The 20,899-nt window shown below is 43.9% G+C and carries 22 protein-coding genes, 1 tRNA gene and 1 pseudogene (1 of these 24 cut by a window edge); 14 read left to right on the forward strand and 10 right to left on the reverse strand.

Annotated elements, in window-relative coordinates:
• The 6 genes and pseudogenes from A3C46_03760 to A3C46_03785 form a co-directional block, all read left to right on the forward strand.
• A pseudogene (locus A3C46_03760) lies at positions 1-343 on the forward strand (hypothetical protein); it begins 599 nt to the left of the window's first position.
• Positions 340-1,119, forward strand: coding sequence for a hypothetical protein (locus tag A3C46_03765; GenBank protein OGQ23234.1), 780 nt, complete (start codon positions 340-342; stop codon positions 1,117-1,119). The pseudogene A3C46_03760 and the gene A3C46_03765 overlap by 4 nt, the downstream one beginning before the upstream one ends.
• On the forward strand, positions 1,106-1,954 hold the full coding sequence (locus A3C46_03770; protein OGQ23235.1) for a hypothetical protein: 849 nt from the start codon (positions 1,106-1,108) through the stop codon (positions 1,952-1,954). Before A3C46_03765 ends, A3C46_03770 begins: the two co-directional genes overlap by 14 nt.
• A gap of 69 nt (positions 1,955-2,023) precedes the next feature.
• Positions 2,024-2,437, forward strand: a complete 414-nt coding sequence (locus A3C46_03775) for a hypothetical protein (protein ID OGQ23236.1) — start codon at positions 2,024-2,026, stop codon at positions 2,435-2,437.
• Positions 2,438-2,460: 23 nt separating this feature from the next.
• Positions 2,461-2,772 carry a hypothetical protein gene (locus tag A3C46_03780; protein ID OGQ23237.1) on the forward strand — a complete coding sequence of 104 codons (312 nt, stop codon included), beginning with the start codon at positions 2,461-2,463 and terminating at the stop codon, positions 2,770-2,772.
• A complete protein-coding gene (locus A3C46_03785) occupies positions 2,757-2,966 on the forward strand; it encodes a DUF2283 domain-containing protein (protein OGQ23238.1) in 210 nt (69 codons plus the stop codon). Before A3C46_03780 ends, A3C46_03785 begins: the two co-directional genes overlap by 16 nt.
• Before the next feature lie 19 nt (positions 2,967-2,985).
• Here A3C46_03785 and A3C46_03790 read toward each other — a convergent pair whose 3' ends face one another.
• The gene (locus tag A3C46_03790) at positions 2,986-3,423 is read right to left on the reverse strand and encodes a hypothetical protein (protein ID OGQ23239.1); all 438 of its coding nucleotides are present in this window, start codon (positions 3,421-3,423) and stop codon (positions 2,986-2,988) included.
• A 369-nt stretch (positions 3,424-3,792) separates the two neighbouring features.
• Positions 3,793-3,885 (reverse strand) — tRNA-Ser (locus tag A3C46_03795).
• 209 nt (positions 3,886-4,094) lie between these two features.
• On the opposite strand from A3C46_03795, the gene A3C46_03800 reads away from it, so the two are divergent.
• Together A3C46_03800 and A3C46_03805 are read left to right on the forward strand one after the other, a co-directional pair.
• Positions 4,095-4,454 (forward strand): permease, encoded by a 360-nt coding sequence (locus tag A3C46_03800; protein OGQ23240.1) that lies wholly within the window; start codon positions 4,095-4,097, stop codon positions 4,452-4,454.
• Positions 4,455-4,793: 339 nt separating this feature from the next.
• Positions 4,794-4,973, forward strand: a complete 180-nt coding sequence (locus tag A3C46_03805; protein ID OGQ23241.1) for a hypothetical protein — start codon at positions 4,794-4,796, stop codon at positions 4,971-4,973.
• A gap of 199 nt (positions 4,974-5,172) precedes the next feature.
• Here A3C46_03805 and A3C46_03810 read toward each other — a convergent pair whose 3' ends face one another.
• Positions 5,173-6,315: an ATPase gene (locus tag A3C46_03810; protein OGQ23242.1), complete on the reverse strand. Its 1,143-nt coding sequence runs from the start codon at positions 6,313-6,315 to the stop codon at positions 5,173-5,175.
• Positions 6,316-6,602: 287 nt separating this feature from the next.
• Between A3C46_03810 and A3C46_03815 the strand changes: the two genes are divergently transcribed.
• The gene (locus tag A3C46_03815) at positions 6,603-7,754 is read left to right on the forward strand and encodes a hypothetical protein (protein ID OGQ23243.1); all 1,152 of its coding nucleotides are present in this window, start codon (positions 6,603-6,605) and stop codon (positions 7,752-7,754) included.
• A 2-nt stretch (positions 7,755-7,756) separates the two neighbouring features.
• Here the strand turns inward: A3C46_03815 and A3C46_03820 are convergent, their stop codons facing one another.
• On the reverse strand, positions 7,757-11,932 hold the full coding sequence (locus A3C46_03820; protein ID OGQ23244.1) for a hypothetical protein: 4,176 nt from the start codon (positions 11,930-11,932) through the stop codon (positions 7,757-7,759).
• Between the two features lie 111 nt (positions 11,933-12,043).
• Here A3C46_03820 and A3C46_03825 point away from each other — a divergent pair, with 111 nt between their 5' ends.
• The 3 genes from A3C46_03825 to A3C46_03835 are packed head-to-tail and all read left to right on the forward strand — an operon-like array spanning position 12,044 to position 14,689.
• Positions 12,044-12,745, forward strand: a complete 702-nt coding sequence (locus tag A3C46_03825; GenBank protein ID OGQ23245.1) for a hypothetical protein — start codon at positions 12,044-12,046, stop codon at positions 12,743-12,745.
• A complete protein-coding gene (locus tag A3C46_03830; protein OGQ23246.1) occupies positions 12,742-14,193 on the forward strand; it encodes a hypothetical protein in 1,452 nt (483 codons plus the stop codon). The genes A3C46_03825 and A3C46_03830 overlap by 4 nt, the downstream gene beginning before the upstream one ends.
• 10 nt (positions 14,194-14,203) lie before the next feature.
• Positions 14,204-14,689 (forward strand): YajQ family cyclic di-GMP-binding protein, encoded by a 486-nt coding sequence (locus tag A3C46_03835; protein OGQ23247.1) that lies wholly within the window; start codon positions 14,204-14,206, stop codon positions 14,687-14,689.
• 8 nt (positions 14,690-14,697) lie between these two features.
• Here the strand turns inward: A3C46_03835 and A3C46_03840 are convergent, their stop codons facing one another.
• The 6 genes from A3C46_03840 to A3C46_03865 form a co-directional block, all read right to left on the reverse strand.
• The gene (locus tag A3C46_03840) at positions 14,698-15,039 is read right to left on the reverse strand and encodes a hypothetical protein (protein ID OGQ23248.1); all 342 of its coding nucleotides are present in this window, start codon (positions 15,037-15,039) and stop codon (positions 14,698-14,700) included.
• Positions 15,036-15,425, reverse strand: a complete 390-nt coding sequence (locus tag A3C46_03845) for a hypothetical protein (protein ID OGQ23249.1) — start codon at positions 15,423-15,425, stop codon at positions 15,036-15,038. The genes A3C46_03840 and A3C46_03845 overlap by 4 nt, the downstream gene beginning before the upstream one ends.
• Before the next feature lie 59 nt (positions 15,426-15,484).
• Complete coding sequence (locus tag A3C46_03850) at positions 15,485-16,255, reverse strand: hypothetical protein (protein ID OGQ23250.1); 771 nt, start codon at positions 16,253-16,255, stop codon at positions 15,485-15,487.
• A 69-nt stretch (positions 16,256-16,324) separates the two neighbouring features.
• On the reverse strand, positions 16,325-17,470 hold the full coding sequence (locus tag A3C46_03855; protein OGQ23251.1) for a hypothetical protein: 1,146 nt from the start codon (positions 17,468-17,470) through the stop codon (positions 16,325-16,327).
• Between the two features lie 47 nt (positions 17,471-17,517).
• A complete protein-coding gene (locus tag A3C46_03860; GenBank protein OGQ23252.1) occupies positions 17,518-17,943 on the reverse strand; it encodes a hypothetical protein in 426 nt (141 codons plus the stop codon).
• The gene (locus A3C46_03865) at positions 17,940-18,437 is read right to left on the reverse strand and encodes a ferritin (protein ID OGQ23253.1); all 498 of its coding nucleotides are present in this window, start codon (positions 18,435-18,437) and stop codon (positions 17,940-17,942) included. The genes A3C46_03860 and A3C46_03865 overlap by 4 nt, the downstream gene beginning before the upstream one ends.
• A gap of 314 nt (positions 18,438-18,751) precedes the next feature.
• On the opposite strand from A3C46_03865, the gene A3C46_03870 reads away from it, so the two are divergent.
• Positions 18,752-20,188 carry a hypothetical protein gene (locus A3C46_03870; protein ID OGQ23254.1) on the forward strand — a complete coding sequence of 479 codons (1,437 nt, stop codon included), beginning with the start codon at positions 18,752-18,754 and terminating at the stop codon, positions 20,186-20,188.
• A gap of 230 nt (positions 20,189-20,418) precedes the next feature.
• Positions 20,419-20,826 (forward strand): hypothetical protein, encoded by a 408-nt coding sequence (locus A3C46_03875; protein OGQ23255.1) that lies wholly within the window; start codon positions 20,419-20,421, stop codon positions 20,824-20,826.
• Positions 20,827-20,899: the final 73 nt, after the last annotated feature.

Genomic DNA, 20,899 nt, shown 5'->3' on the forward strand with positions numbered 1-20,899 from the left:
AATTGCAGCAGCCTCGATCGGCATTTCGACCACCCGCACCAAAGTCACCGCCTTTGTCATCGGCGCTTTTATCGCTGGTGTCGGCGGTGGGCTCTTTGCCCATTCGTTTACCTATCTTCATACCAATACCTTCAGCGTGATGAAGTCGATCGAATACGTGGTAATGGTCGTCTTAGGAGGAATGGGAAATATTTTCGGCGTTCTTCTCGCAGCCGCTCTTCTCACCATTCTTCCGGAACTGCTTCGCGTTGCGAATGAATACCGAATGATTCTCTACTCCCTCATGCTGATTATCTTGATGATCGTGCGCTCCAAATACAAAGGACGGAGGAAAAAAGAATGAACGATTCTTTTCTTCGCATCGATCGTTGCACCATGCACTTTGGCGGCCTGGCAGCCCTTTCTGATTTTTCTCTGACCTTACATGAACACGAGATTATTGGTATCATTGGTCCCAATGGCGCTGGAAAGACCACTCTCTTCAATTTACTGACCGGCGTTTATCAGCTCACTTCCGGAGCACTCTCTTTTCGTGGCCATGATTTGACTCCGCTCACTCCGCATCGCGTGAATCGTCTCGGCATTGCGAGAACATTTCAAAATATTCGTCTCTTTACTGATCTCACGGTTGAAGACAATGTCCGCATAGCCATGCATCAGAGCGTGCGCTCTTCTCTGGGGGCAGCGAGCATTGGCACGAAGCGTTTTCGTGATGAAGAAAAAAATATTACAGAAAAGGCCGAAGGCCTTTTAGAGCAATTTGGACTTATAGAAAAAAGAAACGCTTTAGCATGTGAGCTCCCCTATGGTTTCCAACGAAAGTTGGAAATGGTGCGTGCTCTTGCGACCTCTCCCAGACTGTTACTGCTCGATGAGCCGGCAGCTGGGATGAATGCAAAAGAAAAACAAGAGCTGATGGAATTGATTCGGAATATTCATCGTGAGAGAAAAATCGCGATTATTCTCATTGAACACGACATGAATGTCGTGATGAAACTCTGTCCACGATTGATTGTACTTGATTACGGAGTGACGATTGCAGAAGGCTCTCCCGAAGAAGTCCGACGTCATCCAAAAGTCATCGAAGCCTATTTAGGAACAAGCCATGTTGAAGATTGAAGAACTTCATGTCCACTACGGATGTATTCACGCACTCAAAGGCGTTTCACTTTCAGTTCACGAAGGGGAAATTGTTGCGATCATTGGATCCAACGGCGCTGGGAAAAGCACCCTTCTCAAAACTATTTCAGGAATTCTCAAAGCTCGCAAAGGGACAATGCAGTATCTAGCATTCGATAGCGATAGACCTCTTTCGAAACTCCATGAATCGGGTGACGTCGGAGGTGCTTCCGGGAGGGTCTCCCGCGATAAGCGGGAGGGCCGGAACACCGCAGACGGCAGGACCCGTGACATTGAAATGTTTCGAAAGAGGTCTATCGATCTCGTGAACCTAGCACCACATCACATTGTCTCGCTTGGCATTTCACAAGCCCCCGAAGGGCGACTTATTTTTCAGAACATGACCGTGCGTGAAAATCTGGCGCTTGGCGCTTATCAACGAAAAGATCGCCAAGGCATTAAAGAAGACGAAGACTTTGTCTTCTCTCTTTTTCCGCGACTCAAGGAACGCCTGGCACAGTCAGGTGGAACACTTTCTGGCGGTGAACAGCAGATGCTTTCCATTGCCCGCGCGCTTATGGCTCGTCCCCGTTTGTTGTTACTTGACGAACCGTCGCTTGGCATTGCACCGACACTCGTCCAACAAATTTTCGCGTGCTTAAAAACCATTAATCAAAAAGGAACAACGATCCTCCTTGTCGAACAAGATTCCTACTTGGCGCTCAAAACATCTCATCGTGCGTACGTGATTGAAACAGGCAATATTGTTCTTGAAGGGAAATCAGCGCAGCTGCTTCATCATCCCGAAGTCAAAAAAGCCTACTTTGGGGAGTAAAAAAGATTGACATAGTAGTGATAGTAATAATAATAAAATACAAATTAATGAGATGAGAGGCGTATATAAATGAAGTGTAAATTTTGTGAATACGAATGGATCACAAAAAAAGAAAGCCCCGTTGCATGTCCGCGATGTAAAAATAGATTCGACCGTCCTGGCCGAACTGTTGGACTGCAGATTGGTGGTTTTGTCGGTCCAGAGGACAAAGTAGGCATGTATATTTCTATGCCTCTTAGTCCAGGAACTGGCGTATCGATTAATCTGGATAGTCAATTTGACAATGTGCTTGAAACAATAATGCCTAAACTCGGTGACATTGAACCAAAAGAAAAACAACTTAAAGTATTCGTTAGAGATACCCTCCATGAAAAAAATAATGAGAGCAAATTGAAAAAAATTCATACTATAGTAATGACTGGTGCAGGCATTGCCAAAATAGTGAACGAAATAGGCCGACTTACAAAGCTTTTGGGATATTGAATTTTATTTCTTCAAGAGGTTACTTGAAAAATCTTAAAGATTATAAGGGGAACACGGTTCGCTTAACTGATGAACGATTAGCTCACATTTTGGAACATCCAGAAATGGCAAATATGGCAACCGCCATTCAGGAAACTTTGTTACACCCTGAAATCATTGTACAATCAAGTAGTGATGAGACAGCGAATTTATATTACAGGTATTACTCAAAAACTATGGTCGGCGAAAAGTATCTCTGTGTCATCGTTAAAGTTCAGAAAGACGATGCATTCATATTGACAGCATATTTGACAGACAAAATTAAGAAAGGAAAAATTTTATGGAAAGCAAATTAATAAAAGTTTGGTTTGATCCTGAAGGAGATTTTTTAGAGGTTATCTTTGAAAATAAACCTGGTTTTTTTAAAGAGACAGATAACGATTTGGTTATGGAAAAAATAGATGAAGATGGAAACATCTTGGGCTTTTCGGTTCAACAAGTAAGTTCCATCAAGAAAAAACCTCTAGAAGCTACGCTACAAGTAGCTTAGCAATTTTTTTGACTCTCTCTCACGCCGCTTCTTCGTCCAAAAGATCGAGGACGACGTGCACATGACGACTCATGGAGGAGATAAATTCTTCCACTTTGGTAATACTTGGAACTGCGCGAGCTTGTTCATATTGCGCATAGGCATTTTTTGTCACACCAAGTCGATCAGCTACTTCCTGAAGACTTAATCCATATTTTGCTCGCTGATTTTTGAGCATCAACGCGAGAAGATATTTATCACCACCGTCATTTTTTGAGCGCAAAATAAATTGATTTTTCTGAAGTGGATTGACGTGTACGGCAAATCCCTTGTGATCCACCATCAACTCCACCGCTTCTTGAATCATAGCTAAGGCATCCTTTTTTGATTTTCCCTGCGTTGAAACCTCAAGCACTGGCACACTCACAGCCCAATACTTCCCTTTCTTCCATACTTTTCCTTCAAATTTAACACACATGGCGCACCTCCTAAGAACCACCAACCACATCGAGTTAAGCCTGCTTCCACAAGCTTCTTTTTCACAAACAGGAGTGTACATATAAATATGTACAACGTCAACAAATGATTTCTTAGGCAAAAATACAAAACCTATTTTTGAGAGGAAAGTTTTGTGGGAATTTAAAAAAATAATCATCAACTTAAACATCAACCTTGCGGAGAGAGGGATTTCCCCTTCGCGCTCTCGCGCTGCGAGGACTTCCTCGGCGACCGTGCGTTTTGCACGGTGCCCGCCTCAGTCGCGACCAGCCCGCCAATAATCTTTGGCGGGCGGTTCTCATCGCCATGCTCACAAATGAAAGAGAACCCTAACAGGGTTCTCTTTCATTTGCGGAGAGAGAGGGATTCGAACCCTCGGTAGAGTTTTAGGCCCTACATCGGTTTAGCAAACCGACGCCTTCAGCCTCTCGGCCATCTCTCCGAAATTTCGCCATGAAAAAATTTCCCCGAAAAACGAAAAACGAAAAACGTGAACGATATAGCGAAATTCGTTCTTCGTTCAGGTAGATCGTTCTCGGGAAAAAACTTCCTATCATCATTCTGCCTTTTGTCCAGCTCGAATCAAAGGAAGATTCTCTCTCGACAAATTTCATCATCATACATACAACACACTTCTCTTGAGGAAACTCTATGCAATCTCTTCTTCTTATTGCCATCGGCATCGTCGTTGGCATCATGAGTGGTCTATGCGGCATTGGTGGTGGAATTCTGGTGGTTCCGGCACTCATCTATTTTTTTCACTACACCCAACATGAAGCGCAAGGGACGTCACTTGCGATGCTTCTTCCTCCGATTGGATTGCTCGCTGTATGGCGCTACTGGCAAGCAGGCCATGTGAAGTTTATTCCTGCACTGCTCCTTGCATCAGCTTTTGCCATTGGAGCTTTTGTTGGCGCTCACTTTGCTGTGAGCATTCCGCAAACAGCCATGCGACGTCTCTTCGGAGCCATGGTCACTGTCATTGGTCTTTATATGACACTTCGCAAATAATTTTAAGACGTGCCCTCTGTAAACCCCTGAGCATAAAATCAGTGTTCTCCTGATAGAGAAGCCTGTTGACACGCTCTTCATGCAAACATATGTCGCATAAAAATAGCTCGGTTTTGGACTCAATTATGTTCTCCATCCTCTCGAAGCAGGACTCGCAACAGGTGCCAGAACACAAGGACTTGTCGATGAATTGATCACAAGCGATCTTCTTCTCTCGTATGGTCTTCTCGATTGGCTCACGTTTGATGTCGATATGCCAATCAACCTTTATCACAACATCGCACCCCTGCTCATTGCGAGTCGTGACAAAGGGGGTGCTTCGGATTTCAACGACCGCTTGTGAAACGATGGAACGTAGGTGTGATTACTGAAGTGATGGGTTCTACTCGTTTTGAAAAATTTTTTAATGACCAAGAGACAACTCCACTTGACGTCAATCTTCTGCTTCGCAAATCTTTTTTAAAAAACAGGCGGCTCATCGCTCAAGTTGGCGCTGGACGCGGTTTAACTGATGGCTAAGGATCTCCCGATGTACGAGTCATGGGAGGAGTTTCTTATACCTTTGATTTCGCGCAATAAAAACCAAAAACAGTCGAAAGAGAAAAGAAGCCGGAGCGCCTGCGACCGCTCCGGGCCAACTCGCACGCATCCCAAGTTTTGCACCGAGAAATCCAACGCTGAAGCACTGAAAAAAAGGATGACAGTCAGTCATAAAAATTTAGAAAAGTTCATCTCCCCAAAGTTTTTGGAGAAATGTTTCCCAATGCAAAGAGATAATATTTTCTTTTTCGGTTTCGATGCGATCCTGCGTGACAAGATAAAAATGCTTGAAGACATTTTCCTCCTGCAACGCATTGAGACCCTTCATATGATGAGGCGAAACTTTGCTCGTTGCCTTGACCTCAATCGCCGTATGATCTGCAATGAGAAAATCGACTTCGAAACCATGGGTAGAGCGCCAAAAAGAAAACGAATCTTTCGTTCGTCGATAGCTTAAGTGTGCCCGAAGTTCCATACCAATAAACTGTTCAAAACTTGTTCCATATAAATTTGAATTTCGATCAAGTGATTTGGTTCCTGCAAGTGTATGCGTCACACCAGGATCGAAAAAATAAAATTTTGCGGTTTGCACCGCTTTTCTTTTTTTCGAAGACGTCCAGGGTTCCAAAAGAAAACCAACGAGCGTATCCTCGAGAAGCGAATAATATTCCCGAACGGTTGAAGGAGGAATCTGCGCATCGCTTCCAATCTGCGTAAAATTAAGTTCCTGCGCATTTGACAGAGCTGCGCTTCTGAGAAACCTTGAAAAAGGCGGAAGCCTTCGAATCAAACCTTCGGCGAGAATTTCCTCTTTGAGATAGGTCTGCACATAGGCATCGAGTTCTTCTTCAGGCTCATCACTTGCGAAAACATGGGGCAACCCTCCATAGCGAAGATAATGATCCAATCGAAAAGAAGGAATTTCCGGAAAACAAAGAGGGAAAAGTTGTGCAGTCCAGGCTCTCCCTGCCAGGAGATTGACATGCCCTCGTTTGAGTTTTCGAGCGCTACTTCCTGTCAAAAGAAAACGAACATGTTTTGATTCGATCAATCGATGAACTTCATCGAGCAGTGCTGGTATCTTTTGAATTTCATCGATGACAACGATTCTCTTTTTTTTCTGTTGAATGAGCGATTCAAGTTCAGTGGGATTGGAAGACAAACGCAGAAAGAGTTCTCCCTTGAGTAAATCAATGATGTGCGCTTCTTTTTCAAGCTGCTCACGAAGAAGATAGGTTTTTCCTGTTGAACGAGGCCCAAAAAGGAAGAATGATTTTTTTCCTAATAAATCCAATAAGTTAAGGATTCGCTGGAATTTCATACCAGCAATTCTATTGCTGATTTTCCGGAAATGCAACAATTCAATTGTGAATAAAAACACCACACTGTGCGATACGTCGATATCATGCCAATTGTTTTAGAACTTTTGGAGATTGAGCAACCTCGCCATCTGGATGGAACAACAGCTTGCCTTCAAGAAAACTGACCAAATTAATATCCACATTCATTTAGTCTTGACCAAATTAATGTCAATGTTAATATGGTCGCAATATGGACCGGCCATTTTATAAAGATTTCATGCGACAATTCCCGTTCCGCCATCAAAAAATGGCATTTGTCACCGGACCGCGCCAAGTGGGAAAAACGACCCTCGCTGAACAGCTCTTGGACTCTTTTGAAGAGGGCCATTACTATAACTGGGATGATCTTGAATTTAAGCGCGTGTGGGCAAAAAATCCCAAGACGCTTATCCCCGAAAAAATTGGAACAAAACCTCTTATTGTTTTTGACGAACTTCATAAAGCTCCTCGCTGGAAATCAACGCTGAAGGGAATCTATGATCTGAGAAAAAATGCAGCTCATATTCTTGTTACCGGAAGCGCAAAGCTTGACGTTTTCAGACGAGGTGGAGACAGTCTTTTGGGTCGGTATTTTCTTCTCCATCTTCATCCTTTTTCAGTTGGTGAAATCAATGGAACGACGCTTACACATCCTGATGAACTTCCAGAAAAATTAGAAAAGAAAGTATCATCCTTGAAAAAAATATCTGATCGTCTTTTTCAATTTGGGGGTTTCCCTGAAGTTTATCTCAAAGCAGACAAAGAAATCTGGAATCTCTGGAAAAGGACTCGACTGGAACGTCTGGTGCGCGAAGATCTTTTGACACTTGCACAGACACACGAATTATCGCTTGTCGAAACCTATGCCACGCTTCTTCCAGAACGAGTTGGATCTCCTTTTTCGCTCCAATCAATTGCTGAAGAACTTCAACTCAACCATCCCACCGCAAAACGTTGGCTCAATTGGCTGATACAACTTTTTTATATCTATTCCATTCCTCCCTATTCAAAACGACTTGAACGAGCATTGAAAAAACAACCAAAAATTTATCTCTGGGATTGGTCAGAAGTAGAAGATGAATGCGCTCGGTTTGAAAACATGGTTGCTTCGCATATTCTCAAAGCATGTCATTTTTGGACCGATAGCGGAAAAGGAACGTTTGAACTTTTTTATGTGCGCGACAAAGAAAAACGTGAAGTTGATTTACTTGTGGTTCGTGATCGAAAACCATGGATGATGGTCGAATGTAAACTTTCAAATGAATCGATCGCTTCTGACCTTATCTCTTTTTCCAAACTTCTTCAGCCTTCACTCACATTGCAAGTAATCAACGCTTCGAATATCCATGAACGTTTTGATATTGAAAAAGGAAGAAAAGGGTATCTCATGAGTGCTGATACCTTCCTCACATGGTTTTAAGATCAAGGAATCACTGGGATAAAACTATCTCGTGGAAGACGAAAGGCGGCAAAAGAAAGTGACGTAGCATCTCCCTTTGTTCGATTCTCCGCTTTATAAAAAATTAAATTACCTCCTTCTTGAGGAGCACCAACACCGGGTGTCCAAAGAATGCGAACTTCCGGTTTAAGACCTTCATAATCTCCTGGTGATGGACCATTTTGATAACGCGATGTTGTAAAGTGACTATGAAAATTGAGATAGCGTTCTGGTCCATCTCCATATTTCTGATCTGTGTAGAAAAGAGGATCGACTCCTTCAAATCTGGAAAAATATTTTTCAGCACCGCTTTGTCGAAGAACATGCGTCGACATTTGCCCCTCTCCGCCATAAGCTACACCTCGCCCCATTCGCATATAAGCAATAGACCCGCTGATACTCGCGGCCGGAATAAAATCTTTTAAAATGATTCGGTCTCCTTGTTGTTCATACTCAAAATAACCGCTCGTTTCAATTGAGAGGTCCTTACTTTGCTCTCTTGCCCATGTTTCCATTTTTTGAAGCGTTCCTCGATCAACAATATATTCCTTTCCTTCAAAAGGAATTGCCACTTCTCCGCCCACCGTTGATTTAAATGTTTGATGAAATGCTTGTGCTTCTGCGGGTGTCGCTGCAATGCGATTCCAAAGCTTTGCTGGATCCATGGATTCACTCAGAGAATGATAAAATTCATCAACCTGCGAAATTTTTTGCTTTAATTCTTCTGCGGGATTTGTCTGTTCATATTTTTGCGGAGATTTTGGCTCTCCTGCGTGCACAATTCTTATTTTCGGCTTTTGTTTTGGTTGTGGATCAAAAGTTTCCATATCAGCGAGAAAACGTTGTTGAACATCCTCTGGCCATGAAGCGATTATCGCTGCTTGCGAAGCAAGTTCATTACCGAACGCCGTGCGAATATTCTCTCGCCCTCTCTCAACTTTTACTGGATCAGCATGCACAGGACGAGGAGCTGCTCGAGGAATCTCAATGCCCAACACTTCTATATATTTCCGCACAAGAGCATTGTAGGCATCTTTATCGGAAGTAAGAGAGCCAGGATCATCAAAGAGTTTGCGGAAAGGATCAGCACGAAAATCGCAAAGTTGTTCTTCAAAAGGACGGTCGAGTATAAATCCATGAGTCGCAGCTTCTTCAATTGGAATGAGAACGAGCCGATCATAACTTTCACCAAACTGCTGGCCATTGATATCGACGAGATAAAATCGATTACCAAGTCTTACGGCCGTCACGGCATGTGGAAATGAACCACCTTCATGAAGACGATCAACACCAAGCACAAATGCTTTCATTCCCTTTCGCTGAAAGAGAGCGACAAGACCTCGAGAAGCCAAACCACAATGAGCATTGTTTTCATCTCCGTTATAGACATGCCGTTCAGCACGACGATAGGCTTCGAGAAATGCACGAAGCGCTGCAACAGCATCAGCTTCCGAAAGACCAGTAAGATTCAATTCCGGAAAATGATCGGTTCCGGAACGAAGCACTCTTTCCAGGAGTTCTTGTCGACGAACTACGTCACGTGGAGAAAAATCGTATCCATCATCATGCGAACGAAAATCATCAGTCCGAAGCTCTCCGCTCAGCGCTGGATACTGTTGTTCTACAAGTGCCATTGCTGTAGCAATTGCTTCAGCGTTTTCTACATATTCTCCATTTCGAGCCCACGTTTCTGTCAGCTCACGAACACGCATTGAATCGACATCATACATACCGTGCGAGTGAGAACCATCCCACGTGCTTGCTTCAACAACACGATGTGTACGCAGTGTATCGGGAAGATAAGACGCTGCATGATAACCAAGACGAAACATGAGATAGACTTCGAGCGTTCGACCATCATAGGCTCGCTGTGCAATCGCATTCCAAAGTGCGTAGGCTTCCTGTGCTGTTGTCACCTCGAATTGTTGAGCTTTTGCTTCAGCGAGAAGATGTTCCCCAATTGCTTGTCTTACTTCCTCTGTAGGACGATCTTGTGGATCAGCCCGTTCTCGACCGGGATAATTGATTGCCATAGTTTCAAGCATTCTCTGTAATGTTTCGAGTGGATGTTGATTGGCTTGATTTCCAATAATGAAAGTTCCTTGTGGAGGCCGCAAATCTTCAGGACGAACCTTCCCACCATTTCCTTCTCCGCCTCCCTTTTCTCCTTCACTCATCATGGTTCCACGCGGAAGACTCATATGAGGGACACCATCAGCACAGATAATTCCGATGCCAGGAATGTCATAGATCGGATCTTCGCCTTTAAGGGTTGCAAGGGCATGTTGAATACTCGCAAGTTCGCCAATAGCTTTTTTGTAAGCTGTTTTTGGTATCTCCCCTAATCTATAGGCTTTATACGCTTGTTCCGTCAGTTGCTTCACGACGTCGAGTTTGATTTCAGCGACTTTAATCAAGGCAGCATCACGCGTAACCATATTTCCTGTACCAATCGCGAGTTTGAGTTGTGTGAGCGCCACCCCCGCTTCACCGAGAGCTCGTCCAAATCCAGACACATGAGGAGTGAGACCCACAAGTCCTTCAAACATTTGAATGACACCAAAACCAGCCCACTCAACACCAAGACCTCCAATTTTGTTCGTCATCGCTGCTGGAATTTTTAATGCCGGCGAATGTTTTGCGAGTTTCTCAAGAGCTTTTCCAGCTGTGCCTCCCCAACCTTTCATGAGAAGACCAAGACCACCAAGCATCAGATAGGAACGAAGAAGTCCTTTGGCCGTAAGATATTCACCGCCACCAATGAGAAGTGCATGAAAGAAATCTCCAGCCGCCCAAAAAAGCGTCGCATTCGTTGCAAAGCCAGCTGCTTTGGCTGCCATCGCAGCACGAAGAGTAATGCTTGCTCCATTCGCCAGTCGAAGTGCTGCAAGTCCTTCGACATATGCTCCGGCAGGACCGCTCACCATGCCTGCCATGGCCATGGTTGTCGCTGCTTGCCCTCCTTCACGAAGAGTTGCCGCATACGAAGTGTCATCCCATTCGAAAAAAGTTCCATGCCCGAAATATTCTCGGTAAAGAAACTGTGCTTGATTTCGTGTCGTTGCATTTTCTGATTTCAACAGTGCGAGGATGTTCGCAAAAATCGTCTGCGCAGGAAAACCATTCATCGATCCCTGATGTCGTTCACCACGGAGCCGCTCCGTAAATGACAAAAGTTTTGCTTCTCTCTCTGATGTATTTTCAAGTTTTGAAAAGGCGATAGCCTCGTCGACATCTTTTCGAAATGTTCGCCAGAGTTGTTCGCGCAAGCTTTTCCCGGTGAACTTTACATCGCCTCGAAAAGTCCATGCGGTGAGCGTTGTATATTCCCCAAATCGTGCAAATGCTTCATCAAGCGTATGTACTCGTCGCGTCATAAGTGCACGGCTCATTTCGTCAAGCGCGCGATTTGTGTTTGCAATAGCACGATCGATATCAGCTCGCGCCTGTTCTACTTGCGATGCAATGGTGAGTGCATTGTCGTGTAAACTTTCTTTTTCAAGCAGAAGGCGTTCAGTTGCAATGCGACGAAGAAGTTCAAGTGCTGCAATATGTGGCTGAACTTCTTCAAATCTCGCTTCTTCATGCTGCAGACGCGATATCTGCAATGCAAGCTTCACGGCTTCATCGTTCCAAACTGATTCTGGAGAAAGAGATGCAAGTGTCGCCTCTGCTTCTGCAAAACGGCCGCGAAAGAAATCGGCGCGTGCGAGAGCAAATTTCGCTCCATCCCGATCTCCCAGCTGATCCCAAAGACGCGCTCCGTGTTCGAGGAGCATCGCTGTTTCTTCTTCGCGATGCTCAAGTATCAAAAACGGAATCAGGTCTTCGATCATCTCCAGGAGAAACCGCGGAGAAAATCTCGATTCATGGGAGGCAAGGAGTTGAATAATCTGATTGGTCACCGGCAATAAACCATTCTCGCCGCCATAACCTTCAATGCAGAGAAATCGCGGGACTGCAGATGCAGAAGGAGAAGCACTTTTGGCAACTGTTCCCGTTGCTGTTCCATTTCCAAACGTAGAAACACTGGTGCCATGCGTAGTGGTTGTCGAACTCTGCGCTAAAAAAGAGTTCTCTTGGCACACGCCCATAAATGACGAGCGACTGCCAGTCGCCCCTACTTCTGTTTTAACTTTTTTTGGAAAAATTCCAGCCATCTGATTCCCCCATGGAATATCTTCATATTATCGGCAACAGATGAGGGCAAAGTTTCGGCTTGTGCTTCGAAAGAAAAATTGTTAAAAACTAATAAATTTCAATAGGTTAAGATGAAAACACTTCTTTTTTTGCATGGCCTTGATGGATCAAAGGTTAATTTCAAGTATCTCGAAAAAGAGCTTCAAGGCGATTTTCAGATCATCAATTTTGATCTTATCGGTTTTGGCGACGAGCAGCATGCGCAAGGAACATATGATCTCGATTGTTTTTTAGAGTTTATCGAGAAAAAAACAGAAAATATTTCAAAACCATTCACGATTGTTGCTCATTCTTTTGGAGGAATTCTCGCCAAAGAATTCACCCGAAAACACGCGCAGCGTGTAGAGAAAGTTTTTTTGATGGGATATCCGCTTGCGGATACGGAAGTGCTTCTCAAAAAAACAATTAACAAAATGTTCGCGCACAATGCGCTCTTTGGAAAAATTTTGTGTGAAACAAAAATTGTGTGGAAATATTTTCTCTTCCCTTTTTTCTTTCTCTTTTGGAGAAAATATTTTGGTAGCGTTCAAGCCTATTTTCAGCATAGCTACACATCAGAAAGTAAAACACTTCAACAGATTGTCTTACAAGATCGATGTGAGACGCTTCTCATGATCAAAGAAAAGTGTGCGCTCATTTTTGGTGAAGAAGATCCTTTGTTTGAGAAAAAATTTGCTTCGCAATTTCATCTTTACGTCATCAAAGGAATGGGCCATCTTTTCTTTGGCCATGAACAAAAAATAGCAACAATCATCAAAAATAATTCTTTATGACACATTCCACACCTCTTTTTCTTCGACGTATCGGCATTTTCGCAGGACCATTGCTGGCACTCTTCTTTTATTTTTTCCTTCTTTCTTCAACAACACTCTCACATGCCGGACTCCTCACAGCCTCGATCGCAATCCTCATGGCTCTCTGGTGGATGACAGAAGCAATTCCCATCGCGGCAACTGCGTTGCTTCCACTTCTTCTCTTTCCTCTTTTCGGCGTCCTCGATGCGAAAGAGACAAGTAGTCCTTACGCACATCGACTCATCTTTCTTTTTCTCGGTGGATTTCTCCTCGCGGCAAGCATGCAGCGCTGCAATCTTCATCGGCGCCTGGCGCTCATCGTTCTGAAAATGGTGGGAGATCGACCAATATGGCTCATTGGCGGATTTATGTTTGTGACAGCAAGTATCAGTTTATTTGTTTCGAACACTGCAACGGTCATGATGCTTCTTCCGATTGCAATCAGTATTGCAAAGCACCTTGAAGAAAAACTTTCTCACGAAGAGAGACAACAATTTTCAACCTGTCTCATGTTGGGACTCGCCTATTCAGCCTCCATTGGCGGAGTGGGATCACTTATTGGAACTCCTCCCAATGCGCTCTTCGCCGCCTTTCTCCAAAATGAATTTGGAATTACGATTTCTTTTCGTGAGTGGCTAAAATTTGGACTCCCCATTGTTCTCCTCTTTCTCCCTTTGACCTGGCTCCTGCTCACAAAAATTATTTTTCCTGTACATACAAAACATCTTCCTCAAGCTTGTGAAATATTCGAACAAGAATTGACTCTTCTTGGAAAGGTAAGTCGTGCAGAATGGTTCGTGATGATTATTTTTACTCTTACCGCTCTTGGCTGGATGTTCTCTCCACTGCTTTCGAAAATGTTTTCGATAAAGCTCGACGACACAAGCATTGCCATCGCGGCTTCTCTTCTTCTCTTTCTGATTCCCGGAGACAAAGAAGGAGATCGATTACTCACCTGGAATGATACGACCTCAATCCCCTGGGGAGTTCTCATTCTCTTTGGTGGAGGTTTGAGCCTTGCTCATGCTCTCAGCGTGCATGGAGTCACGGATGTGATCGGAAAAGAACTGTTTGTACTCAAAGATGCGCATCCTTTTGTGCTCGTGCTTTCTGTCACGACGATCGTTGTCTTCCTCTCAGAAATCACCAGTAACACCGCTATTGCCGCAACATTTCTCCCGGTCCTCGGCGCCATTGCAAAAGGGATTGGGATTGATCCGTTTCTCTTTCTTTTTCCAGCGACCATTGGAATCAGCTATGCCTTTATGATGCCGGTGGGAACACCGCCAAATGCCCTCATCTTTTCTTCCGAGCGTGTTTCGATGTCACACATGATCAAAGCAGGATTTCTCTTGAATTTGATTTCTATCATCTTTATCTCTCTCTATTCCTATTTCATCGTTCCATTGTTGCGGATTGTTTTTTAAAGGAGGGGTCATGCCATCATTTGATATTGTTTCAGAATTGAATCTTCAAGAAATGGATAACGCGATCAATCAAGCCACCAAAGAACTTGTAACTCGTTACGATTTCCGCGGAAGTAAAAGCAAAATCGAGTGGGATAAGAAGATCCTCAAACTCATTGCTGACGATGACTTTAGAATGAAAGCGATCATCGATATTGTTCAAAGTAAAATCGTGAAACGAAATATTGATATTCGATCCCTTGAATTTGGGAAAATTGAACCGGGCGCTGACGGCATGGTGAAGTGTGAAGTGAAACTGAAACAAGGAGTGCCAACAGAAAAAGCGAAAGAAATGGTAAAAGATATCAAGACAACGAAATTAAGTGTCCAAGCTCAAATCCAGGAAAATCAAGTACGCGTTTCCGGAAAAAAGAGAGATGATCTGCAACAAGTGATCGCTTTTGTTCGCAGCAAAAACTACGAACTCCCCCTGCAATTTATTAATTTTCGGGATTAGCCGAAAATTTAGTTCAGCAGCATTTCCATAATACGAATCGAGGCAAGATTCCCTCGTCGTTTGATTTCATTCCAATCGGTATAAGGTTTTTGAAGAGATTTATAGTGGCTCAAATCCGTTTGCGTCAAATCCCAAGGTTTTGGTTCTGCTAATTGGATTGCAAGTTGCCGCAGCATTGATTCCTCATTTTCTTGCGGATAAAAATCGTCTAGGTTCACAAGAGCTTGTAATGATTTTTCAACACCGAGATGATCAAAGAGAGCAATGAAATCGATAAAATCGCGCGTAGCATTTCGCTTCACGATTAAATATGCCTTGCGCAATATTTCATCCATCGATCCTTTTTTCATGAAAAATCTCCCTGAAGTTGTTTGAGCATTCTCTTCCAGAGAGGTGTGACGCCATAGATATGGGTCCTCTCGAGAACTTTTTTGAGTGCGACCGATTCAACACCAAAAGGACGATCGGCAATGAGACGACGAAGTTCTTTCCAGGCATTGACATTTCCGTACAAGAGCACTTCTTCGACATATACAGGGTCACTAAAACGCCCTTCATCGAGACGCACGCTGGGTAATGAAATATCTCTTTTCCCTTGAGTTTGCCATCGTTTGAGCGCTGCTTGTCGTGCAATATGCTGCCGTTGTGAAGAAGAAAGAGTTTGTGCTCTCTTCTTTCCCCCTTTCGCTCCCCATTTTTGAAATGAGGCAAGATTTTTCTTTAAACCTGCTTTCATAGCGTTATTCTATGCTTAGGGGGTAAGCATTGTCAAGGGTGGGAAAGTCAAATAACGCATTACTCAATGTATTCTCTTTTAAACTTTTCCAAAAATCCTATTTCTCGCATCACCTCTATTTCGCTCGTTGTATAGGTTCTTGGCTCGCCAAAAAATTTGACCTCAAAGGAAACCATGCTTTTGCCGTCACCATCTCCTGTGAAACTTATAGAATGTTCTTTGATGGGAATCGGGGAGAGATCACTCCGACGCAATTTATCGTCATTGTCTCGTGCGCGAACAGATTCTGAATCTCCAGTTCCACGAATTTTGACTTTTATGTATTTGATTACATTTCCTGGAGATCCTTGTATTTCCGCAAAAGTAACCTCGCCACTCGAAGCAGTCGCTGCTCTATCTGGCAAAACATATAATGAAACTCCTTTTTTGATTTCAGCAACGAAAACACGACCGTGGTCATCTGATCGAATTTGCATAAATTTGATGTCTTGGAGTTTTCCCAACATACGCCCTAAATCAATTGCATTCACCTCACTTCCAAAACGATCATAGAGTCGATTTTTGCGTGGATTATGTATTTCGTGATTATGACCGGGGCCATGATCTGAACTAAAACGTGTATCCATATAAGAACCATCGGTATCCACTGGTTCATCGTCCCATCTTATCTCGCCAGACAAGTAATCTTTGTGGTGCGAAACACCATTTTCTTTTTCTTCACAATAAGTCGCATCCTGAATAAAAAGACCTTTGGGAAGTGCCTGTTCCATCTTTTGTTGGATGTCAGAGGGCATTGAGAAACATGGAACATCACGTTTTAGCTTTGTCATAGAGCCTCTTTCTTTAGTTATTTCCATTATCGGCATGACACAGGCAAGAGTTGCTGAAGAATTTTTGACTCACAATCCCATCTTTTGAAGAACTAATTGCCACGGCATAATGGAGATGTGTTCGATTTTTTTTTCGACGGTTCCGGTATAAGCAACCAGCGCCTCATGTTTTTTATGAAAAAATTCCGAAAAACTAAAATGTCCCCGAATATCATGTTTTCCAACATGTGAAGAAGATTTCAGTTCAAGAGCCCATACCGTTCCATCGAACTCAACAATGAAATCGACTTCTGCTCCATGTTCAGTTCGATACGTCGAGATGCGGATATCTTTATCTTGTGCGTAAGCGCTTGAAGTAAGCTGTTGGAAAAAAAGATGTTCAAAGAGGCGTCCTTTACGATCATCTGAAGCTTCAAAATTTCCTACAAGCGAATTGAGAACACCCGTATCAAAAAAATAAAATTTTGGATGTTGGATAAGTCGCTTTCGATGACTTTTTGAGAATGCTGCGCATCGGTGAACAACAAGCGTATCTTCGAGCACTTCAAAATAGCGTATTGCTGATTGTCGAGAAATTCCGGCTTCGGAAGCAAGCTTACTTATATCCAAAAAATCGCCAGAACACTGCGCGCAGAGAAAAAGAAAACGGGAAAAACCTTCCAGATTTTGCGTCAGCGCTTCTGCCTGAATCTCTTCTTTCAAATAAACAGCTCCATAAGAACGGAGCGTTTTGACACGCTCTTCTTTTGTCTCCTCAGTAAAAATTCCTGGCAAGAGCCCTGTCTCCAAGGCTTGTTGCAAAGGACATCGATAGTTCAGCTCTTTTGCTGTAAGCGGTCCCAAAAAATAAGTGTGAAGCCGACCTGGTAGAAGGTTTGCTTTGCCTCGCTTGAGTTTTCGGGCGCTTGACCCGGTAAGATAAAATTTTGGCGGCTTTGAACTGTTATCGAGAATATCCTGAATGGTATTCAAAAGACTTGGTAAACGTTGCACTTCATCGATAAATACGGTCGAGGGACGCGTTGCCAAGAGCCGGCTTTCAAGCTCTCCGGGATTTCGCGCAAAATCGAGATGCGTTTGTTCATTGGCCAGATTAAGACTCAATTCGGGTTCAAGTTCTTTGATAAGTGTTGATTTCCCGGTTTGACGAGGTCCTAAAAGAAGAAGACTTTTTTTGCCTTTGTGGAGCAGTTTTGAGAGAGTTCGTGAAATCATAGTGTGGGCATTTTACCGCGTAAAATGCCCACACGTCAACAATTTCGTTACACAAACCTCGGATCAATCGTCACTTCGCCTTTGAGAGACCTGCTAATGAGGCAGTATTTGTGGGCTTTTTCGAGGAGTTCTTCAGCTTTGACTTGATGTTCTGTGGGAGCTTTCAGTTCCGGTCGAACGATAAAACGACTAAAAGATGAAAGTCCTCCTCCTTCCTCGGTGAGAATACCTTCAATCGGAACACGCACGATCTCTACTGGTATTTTTACTTTTTCTACGAGCGCCTGAAACGTCAGCATCAGACAGGAAGCAAGCGCGCCAAGCAGATATTCTTTGGATGTCCAGAGACTTGGATCACCACCATAGGCGGTCGATGCTGTAAAGAGTTGAGGCGACAAACCTTTGGGCGTAAGCCTTCCACTTTTTTCGCCTGTGATCACAAGTTCAAGATGATAGGTATGTTCCTTTGTCATGATTTCTTTTGTCGACTTCCCAGGTCGCGATCCAACAAGAGAAGGCCGTTTTTGTCATTTCCCACAAATTTTAATTTCTGCACAATTTCTTCCGCATTCATCTCTTCTTCCACTTGTTCCGTAATAAACCACTGAAGCATAATGCGGCTCGGGTAATCTTTCAGTTTTTCTGCTTGTTCATAGAGTTTGTTGATTTGAGTCGACACTTTTTTCTCATGCGCAAGAGCATCTGAAAACATCTCAATGATAGAAGAAAAAGAGTGCGCCGGTTTTTTCATCGCTTCAAGTTCAACACGGCCGCCGCGTTCGATAATGTAATCATAGAGCTTCATCGCATGTTCGCGCTCTTCTCCTGCTTGCATGCGCATCCAATTGGCGAAACCTTTAAAATTTAAACTGTGACAGTAGGCTGACATCGAAAGATAGAGATATGAGGCAAAAAGTTCTTCTTCGATTTGAGTATTCAGCGCTGATTCCATTTGTTTGGGTAACATAGTCATCTCCTTGTTTCTAATTGTTTTTACCAAACTGACTGCGCATTTTCTCTCGGGGTACAGACGCTGCGGTTATGCTCCTCGCGTCTTCTTCTTCGGTCAGCGCGATTTATTTATGGCATCGACGCGCTTCCCTCAGATGCCCCCTGCGAGAAAATCCTTGTCAGTTTGAAATCAATAACTTTCACAAAAGTGGGTCTAACATCTTGATAAAAACAACGCAACATTGCTCACAGCTTCCACGACCTTGGAATTTCAAAGAAAGCTTCATCGGGAACCCCTCTCTCACGAAGAAATAAAAGCAGTTGTCGGACATGGTGATTTGTGCAGGGAAACATGCTGTCGCCATCCGCATCGTGAATGAAACAGTGATAGATCATGCGTGTCGGTCGATTGGTCAATCAAAAAGGAAAAAAAAGAAAAGGAAAAGGGGTCAAGACTTGACCCCACGATTTTTTCTCCCGTCATTAAAAAATATTCCGTTTAAGGTATCATCAAAAATGGTTTTGACATCACCCATTTTACGCGTAAAATGGGTCACCATGAGTCCGATTCACGATCATTCTCGAACGATCGAAAAATATTGGAATACTCCCGAATGGCTGGGAAATCGCATGCTTTTTTTGTCGGGTCCGCGTCAGGTGGGCAAGACGACACTCGTCACGGCGAAGTTATGTACAGAAAAGAAGGCCTATTTTAACTGGGATGACCGCAGCGTTCGGCTTCTTTATCAGAAAAATCCCGGTTTTCTCGAGGGAATCAAGGCCAAATGGATCTGCTTTGATGAAATTCATAAGCGACCAAAATGGAAAGATATTCTCAAGGGCATCTACGATGTTTACAAAGATCACTATCGGTTCGTCGTGACGGGAAGCGCGCAACTTGAAACCTTTCGAAAAAGCGGGGACTCCCTTGTGGGGCGCTACTTTCATACGCACCTGTTCCCGTTGAATCTTGCTGATTTCCACAAGCAGGATTTTCACCTCCCAAAAGAAGCTGAGGCGCTTCTCCATCATGCCGCCGACAAGAAAGACTCTTCCTCTCTTCAGGATTTACTCAGCCTCGGCGGATTTCCAGAACCTTTTTTTGCAGGTTCGGAAACTTTTTGGAAACGTTGGTCCGCAAATCATCGCGATCTGATTATTGGAGAGGATCTGCGGGACCTTACGCGTATTGTCGAGGTCGACAAAATTGAAGCCCTCGTTGAAATGTTGGCGCCTTCCGTTGGCAACCCTTTGAGTTATCGTAATCTTGCAAACGATCTAGAGACAACACACGGAAGCATCCGACGTTGGCTCGAGATGCTGAGTCGCCTGCAGCTTATCTTTTCTGTTCCACCCTATTCGAAAAAAATACGCAGAGGCTATAAGGTTGAAAAGAAATGGTATTACGTGGACTGGCGGGGAGCTGAAAAAGATCGCTTCGAAAACTATGTTGCTGCGTCACTTCTTCGCGCCACAACGCTCTTCACAGATCGTTTTGGTGAAAAAATGTCGCTTCATTTTATTCGCACGCATGACGGCGCCGAAGTTGACTTTCTCATCTGTCGAGAAAAGAAACCATGGCTTCTCATCGAAGCAAAAGAAGGATCCCCCGATATTTCTTCCGCTGTCTATCGTTTCTCATACGAATTGGGGATTCCTTGCGCTGTGGTAACGCCAAAACCACATATTTTTAGAAAAGCCGTTGGAAAAGAGGGACAGAACATTTACTGCATGTCGTGGTCAAAACTGGGACAGGTCCTTCCGTAGATACCCACGCGCAAGCGCGTGGCACTTGAACATCACGCGCTTCGCGCGCAACAGCCGCATTCACCAATGCCCAAGGGCATGGTCCTCTGCGCGCGGGGTGGAGTTCAGATGGGGGTTGTCAGGGGGAGAGCAGGATCTCCCCCCTGACGTTAGCGAGCGTCGGGTTCACCCCGCGCGAGCGAATAGAACAGACGTCAAAAAAAGTGGCGGTTCCCATCACTTATCTTTGCATGGATCTCGACGGTGTCACCGCCATCAGCGATTATCACTATCACCCACAGAAAACTGCAAAAGCAATTGATATGGTTCCTTCGGAAATGGATTTTTTCTTTTGGATTCAGAGCGTTGTACTCCTCAATCAGCGTGGATATAGAGAAACCTATGATGGTCGTGTGATCACACCGATCGGGATGTTCATCGTCACGCCAAATTGCAACCTCCTTCGGGAAAATCCAAAACGTTTCCGTGAACTCGTTCTTTCACGCGATTATGATGATCTTCGTCTGAAACTCTTTCGAAGTGGATTTTCCTCAACAACGCTCACTACCTACCTCAACGCTGTCAACACAGAAGCCATGAACATAACTTTTATTCCTCAAACAAAAGAACAAAAGAAAGACAAAAGGGTCAAGTCTTGACTTTTCATTTGTTCAAAATGTGAGGTCCAATCAAGGTACATAGGTAACAAACAATACAAGGCACATCGGTAAC

Source organism: Deltaproteobacteria bacterium RIFCSPHIGHO2_02_FULL_44_16 (assembly GCA_001798185.1).
Lineage (GTDB): Bacteria > UBA10199 > UBA10199 > 2-02-FULL-44-16 > 2-02-FULL-44-16 > 2-02-FULL-44-16.

Bases quoted from the DNA above. Each gene is read 5' to 3' on its own strand.
- A3C46_03765 (OGQ23234.1), top strand. From the start codon at position 340: ATGAACGATTCTTTTCTTCGCATCGATCGTTGCACCATGCACTTTGGC.
- A3C46_03770 (OGQ23235.1), top strand. From the start codon at position 1,106: ATGTTGAAGATTGAAGAACTTCATGTCCACTACGGATGTATTCACGCA.
- A3C46_03775 (OGQ23236.1), top strand. From the start codon at position 2,024: ATGAAGTGTAAATTTTGTGAATACGAATGGATCACAAAAAAAGAAAGC.
- A3C46_03785 (OGQ23238.1), top strand. From the start codon at position 2,757: ATGGAAAGCAAATTAATAAAAGTTTGGTTTGATCCTGAAGGAGATTTT.
- A3C46_03790 (OGQ23239.1), bottom strand. From the start codon at position 3,423: ATGTGTGTTAAATTTGAAGGAAAAGTATGGAAGAAAGGGAAGTATTGG.
- A3C46_03800 (OGQ23240.1), top strand. From the start codon at position 4,095: ATGCAATCTCTTCTTCTTATTGCCATCGGCATCGTCGTTGGCATCATG.
- A3C46_03810 (OGQ23242.1), bottom strand. From the start codon at position 6,315: ATGAAATTCCAGCGAATCCTTAACTTATTGGATTTATTAGGAAAAAAA.
- A3C46_03815 (OGQ23243.1), top strand. From the start codon at position 6,603: ATGGCATTTGTCACCGGACCGCGCCAAGTGGGAAAAACGACCCTCGCT.
- A3C46_03820 (OGQ23244.1), bottom strand. From the start codon at position 11,932: ATGGCTGGAATTTTTCCAAAAAAAGTTAAAACAGAAGTAGGGGCGACT.
- A3C46_03825 (OGQ23245.1), top strand. From the start codon at position 12,044: ATGAAAACACTTCTTTTTTTGCATGGCCTTGATGGATCAAAGGTTAAT.
- A3C46_03830 (OGQ23246.1), top strand. From the start codon at position 12,742: ATGACACATTCCACACCTCTTTTTCTTCGACGTATCGGCATTTTCGCA.
- A3C46_03835 (OGQ23247.1), top strand. From the start codon at position 14,204: ATGCCATCATTTGATATTGTTTCAGAATTGAATCTTCAAGAAATGGAT.
- A3C46_03840 (OGQ23248.1), bottom strand. From the start codon at position 15,039: ATGAAAAAAGGATCGATGGATGAAATATTGCGCAAGGCATATTTAATC.
- A3C46_03845 (OGQ23249.1), bottom strand. From the start codon at position 15,425: ATGAAAGCAGGTTTAAAGAAAAATCTTGCCTCATTTCAAAAATGGGGA.
- A3C46_03850 (OGQ23250.1), bottom strand. From the start codon at position 16,255: ATGACAAAGCTAAAACGTGATGTTCCATGTTTCTCAATGCCCTCTGAC.
- A3C46_03855 (OGQ23251.1), bottom strand. From the start codon at position 17,470: ATGATTTCACGAACTCTCTCAAAACTGCTCCACAAAGGCAAAAAAAGT.
- A3C46_03860 (OGQ23252.1), bottom strand. From the start codon at position 17,943: ATGACAAAGGAACATACCTATCATCTTGAACTTGTGATCACAGGCGAA.
- A3C46_03865 (OGQ23253.1), bottom strand. From the start codon at position 18,437: ATGTTACCCAAACAAATGGAATCAGCGCTGAATACTCAAATCGAAGAA.
- A3C46_03870 (OGQ23254.1), top strand. From the start codon at position 18,752: ATGGTGATTTGTGCAGGGAAACATGCTGTCGCCATCCGCATCGTGAAT.
- A3C46_03875 (OGQ23255.1), top strand. From the start codon at position 20,419: ATGGATCTCGACGGTGTCACCGCCATCAGCGATTATCACTATCACCCA.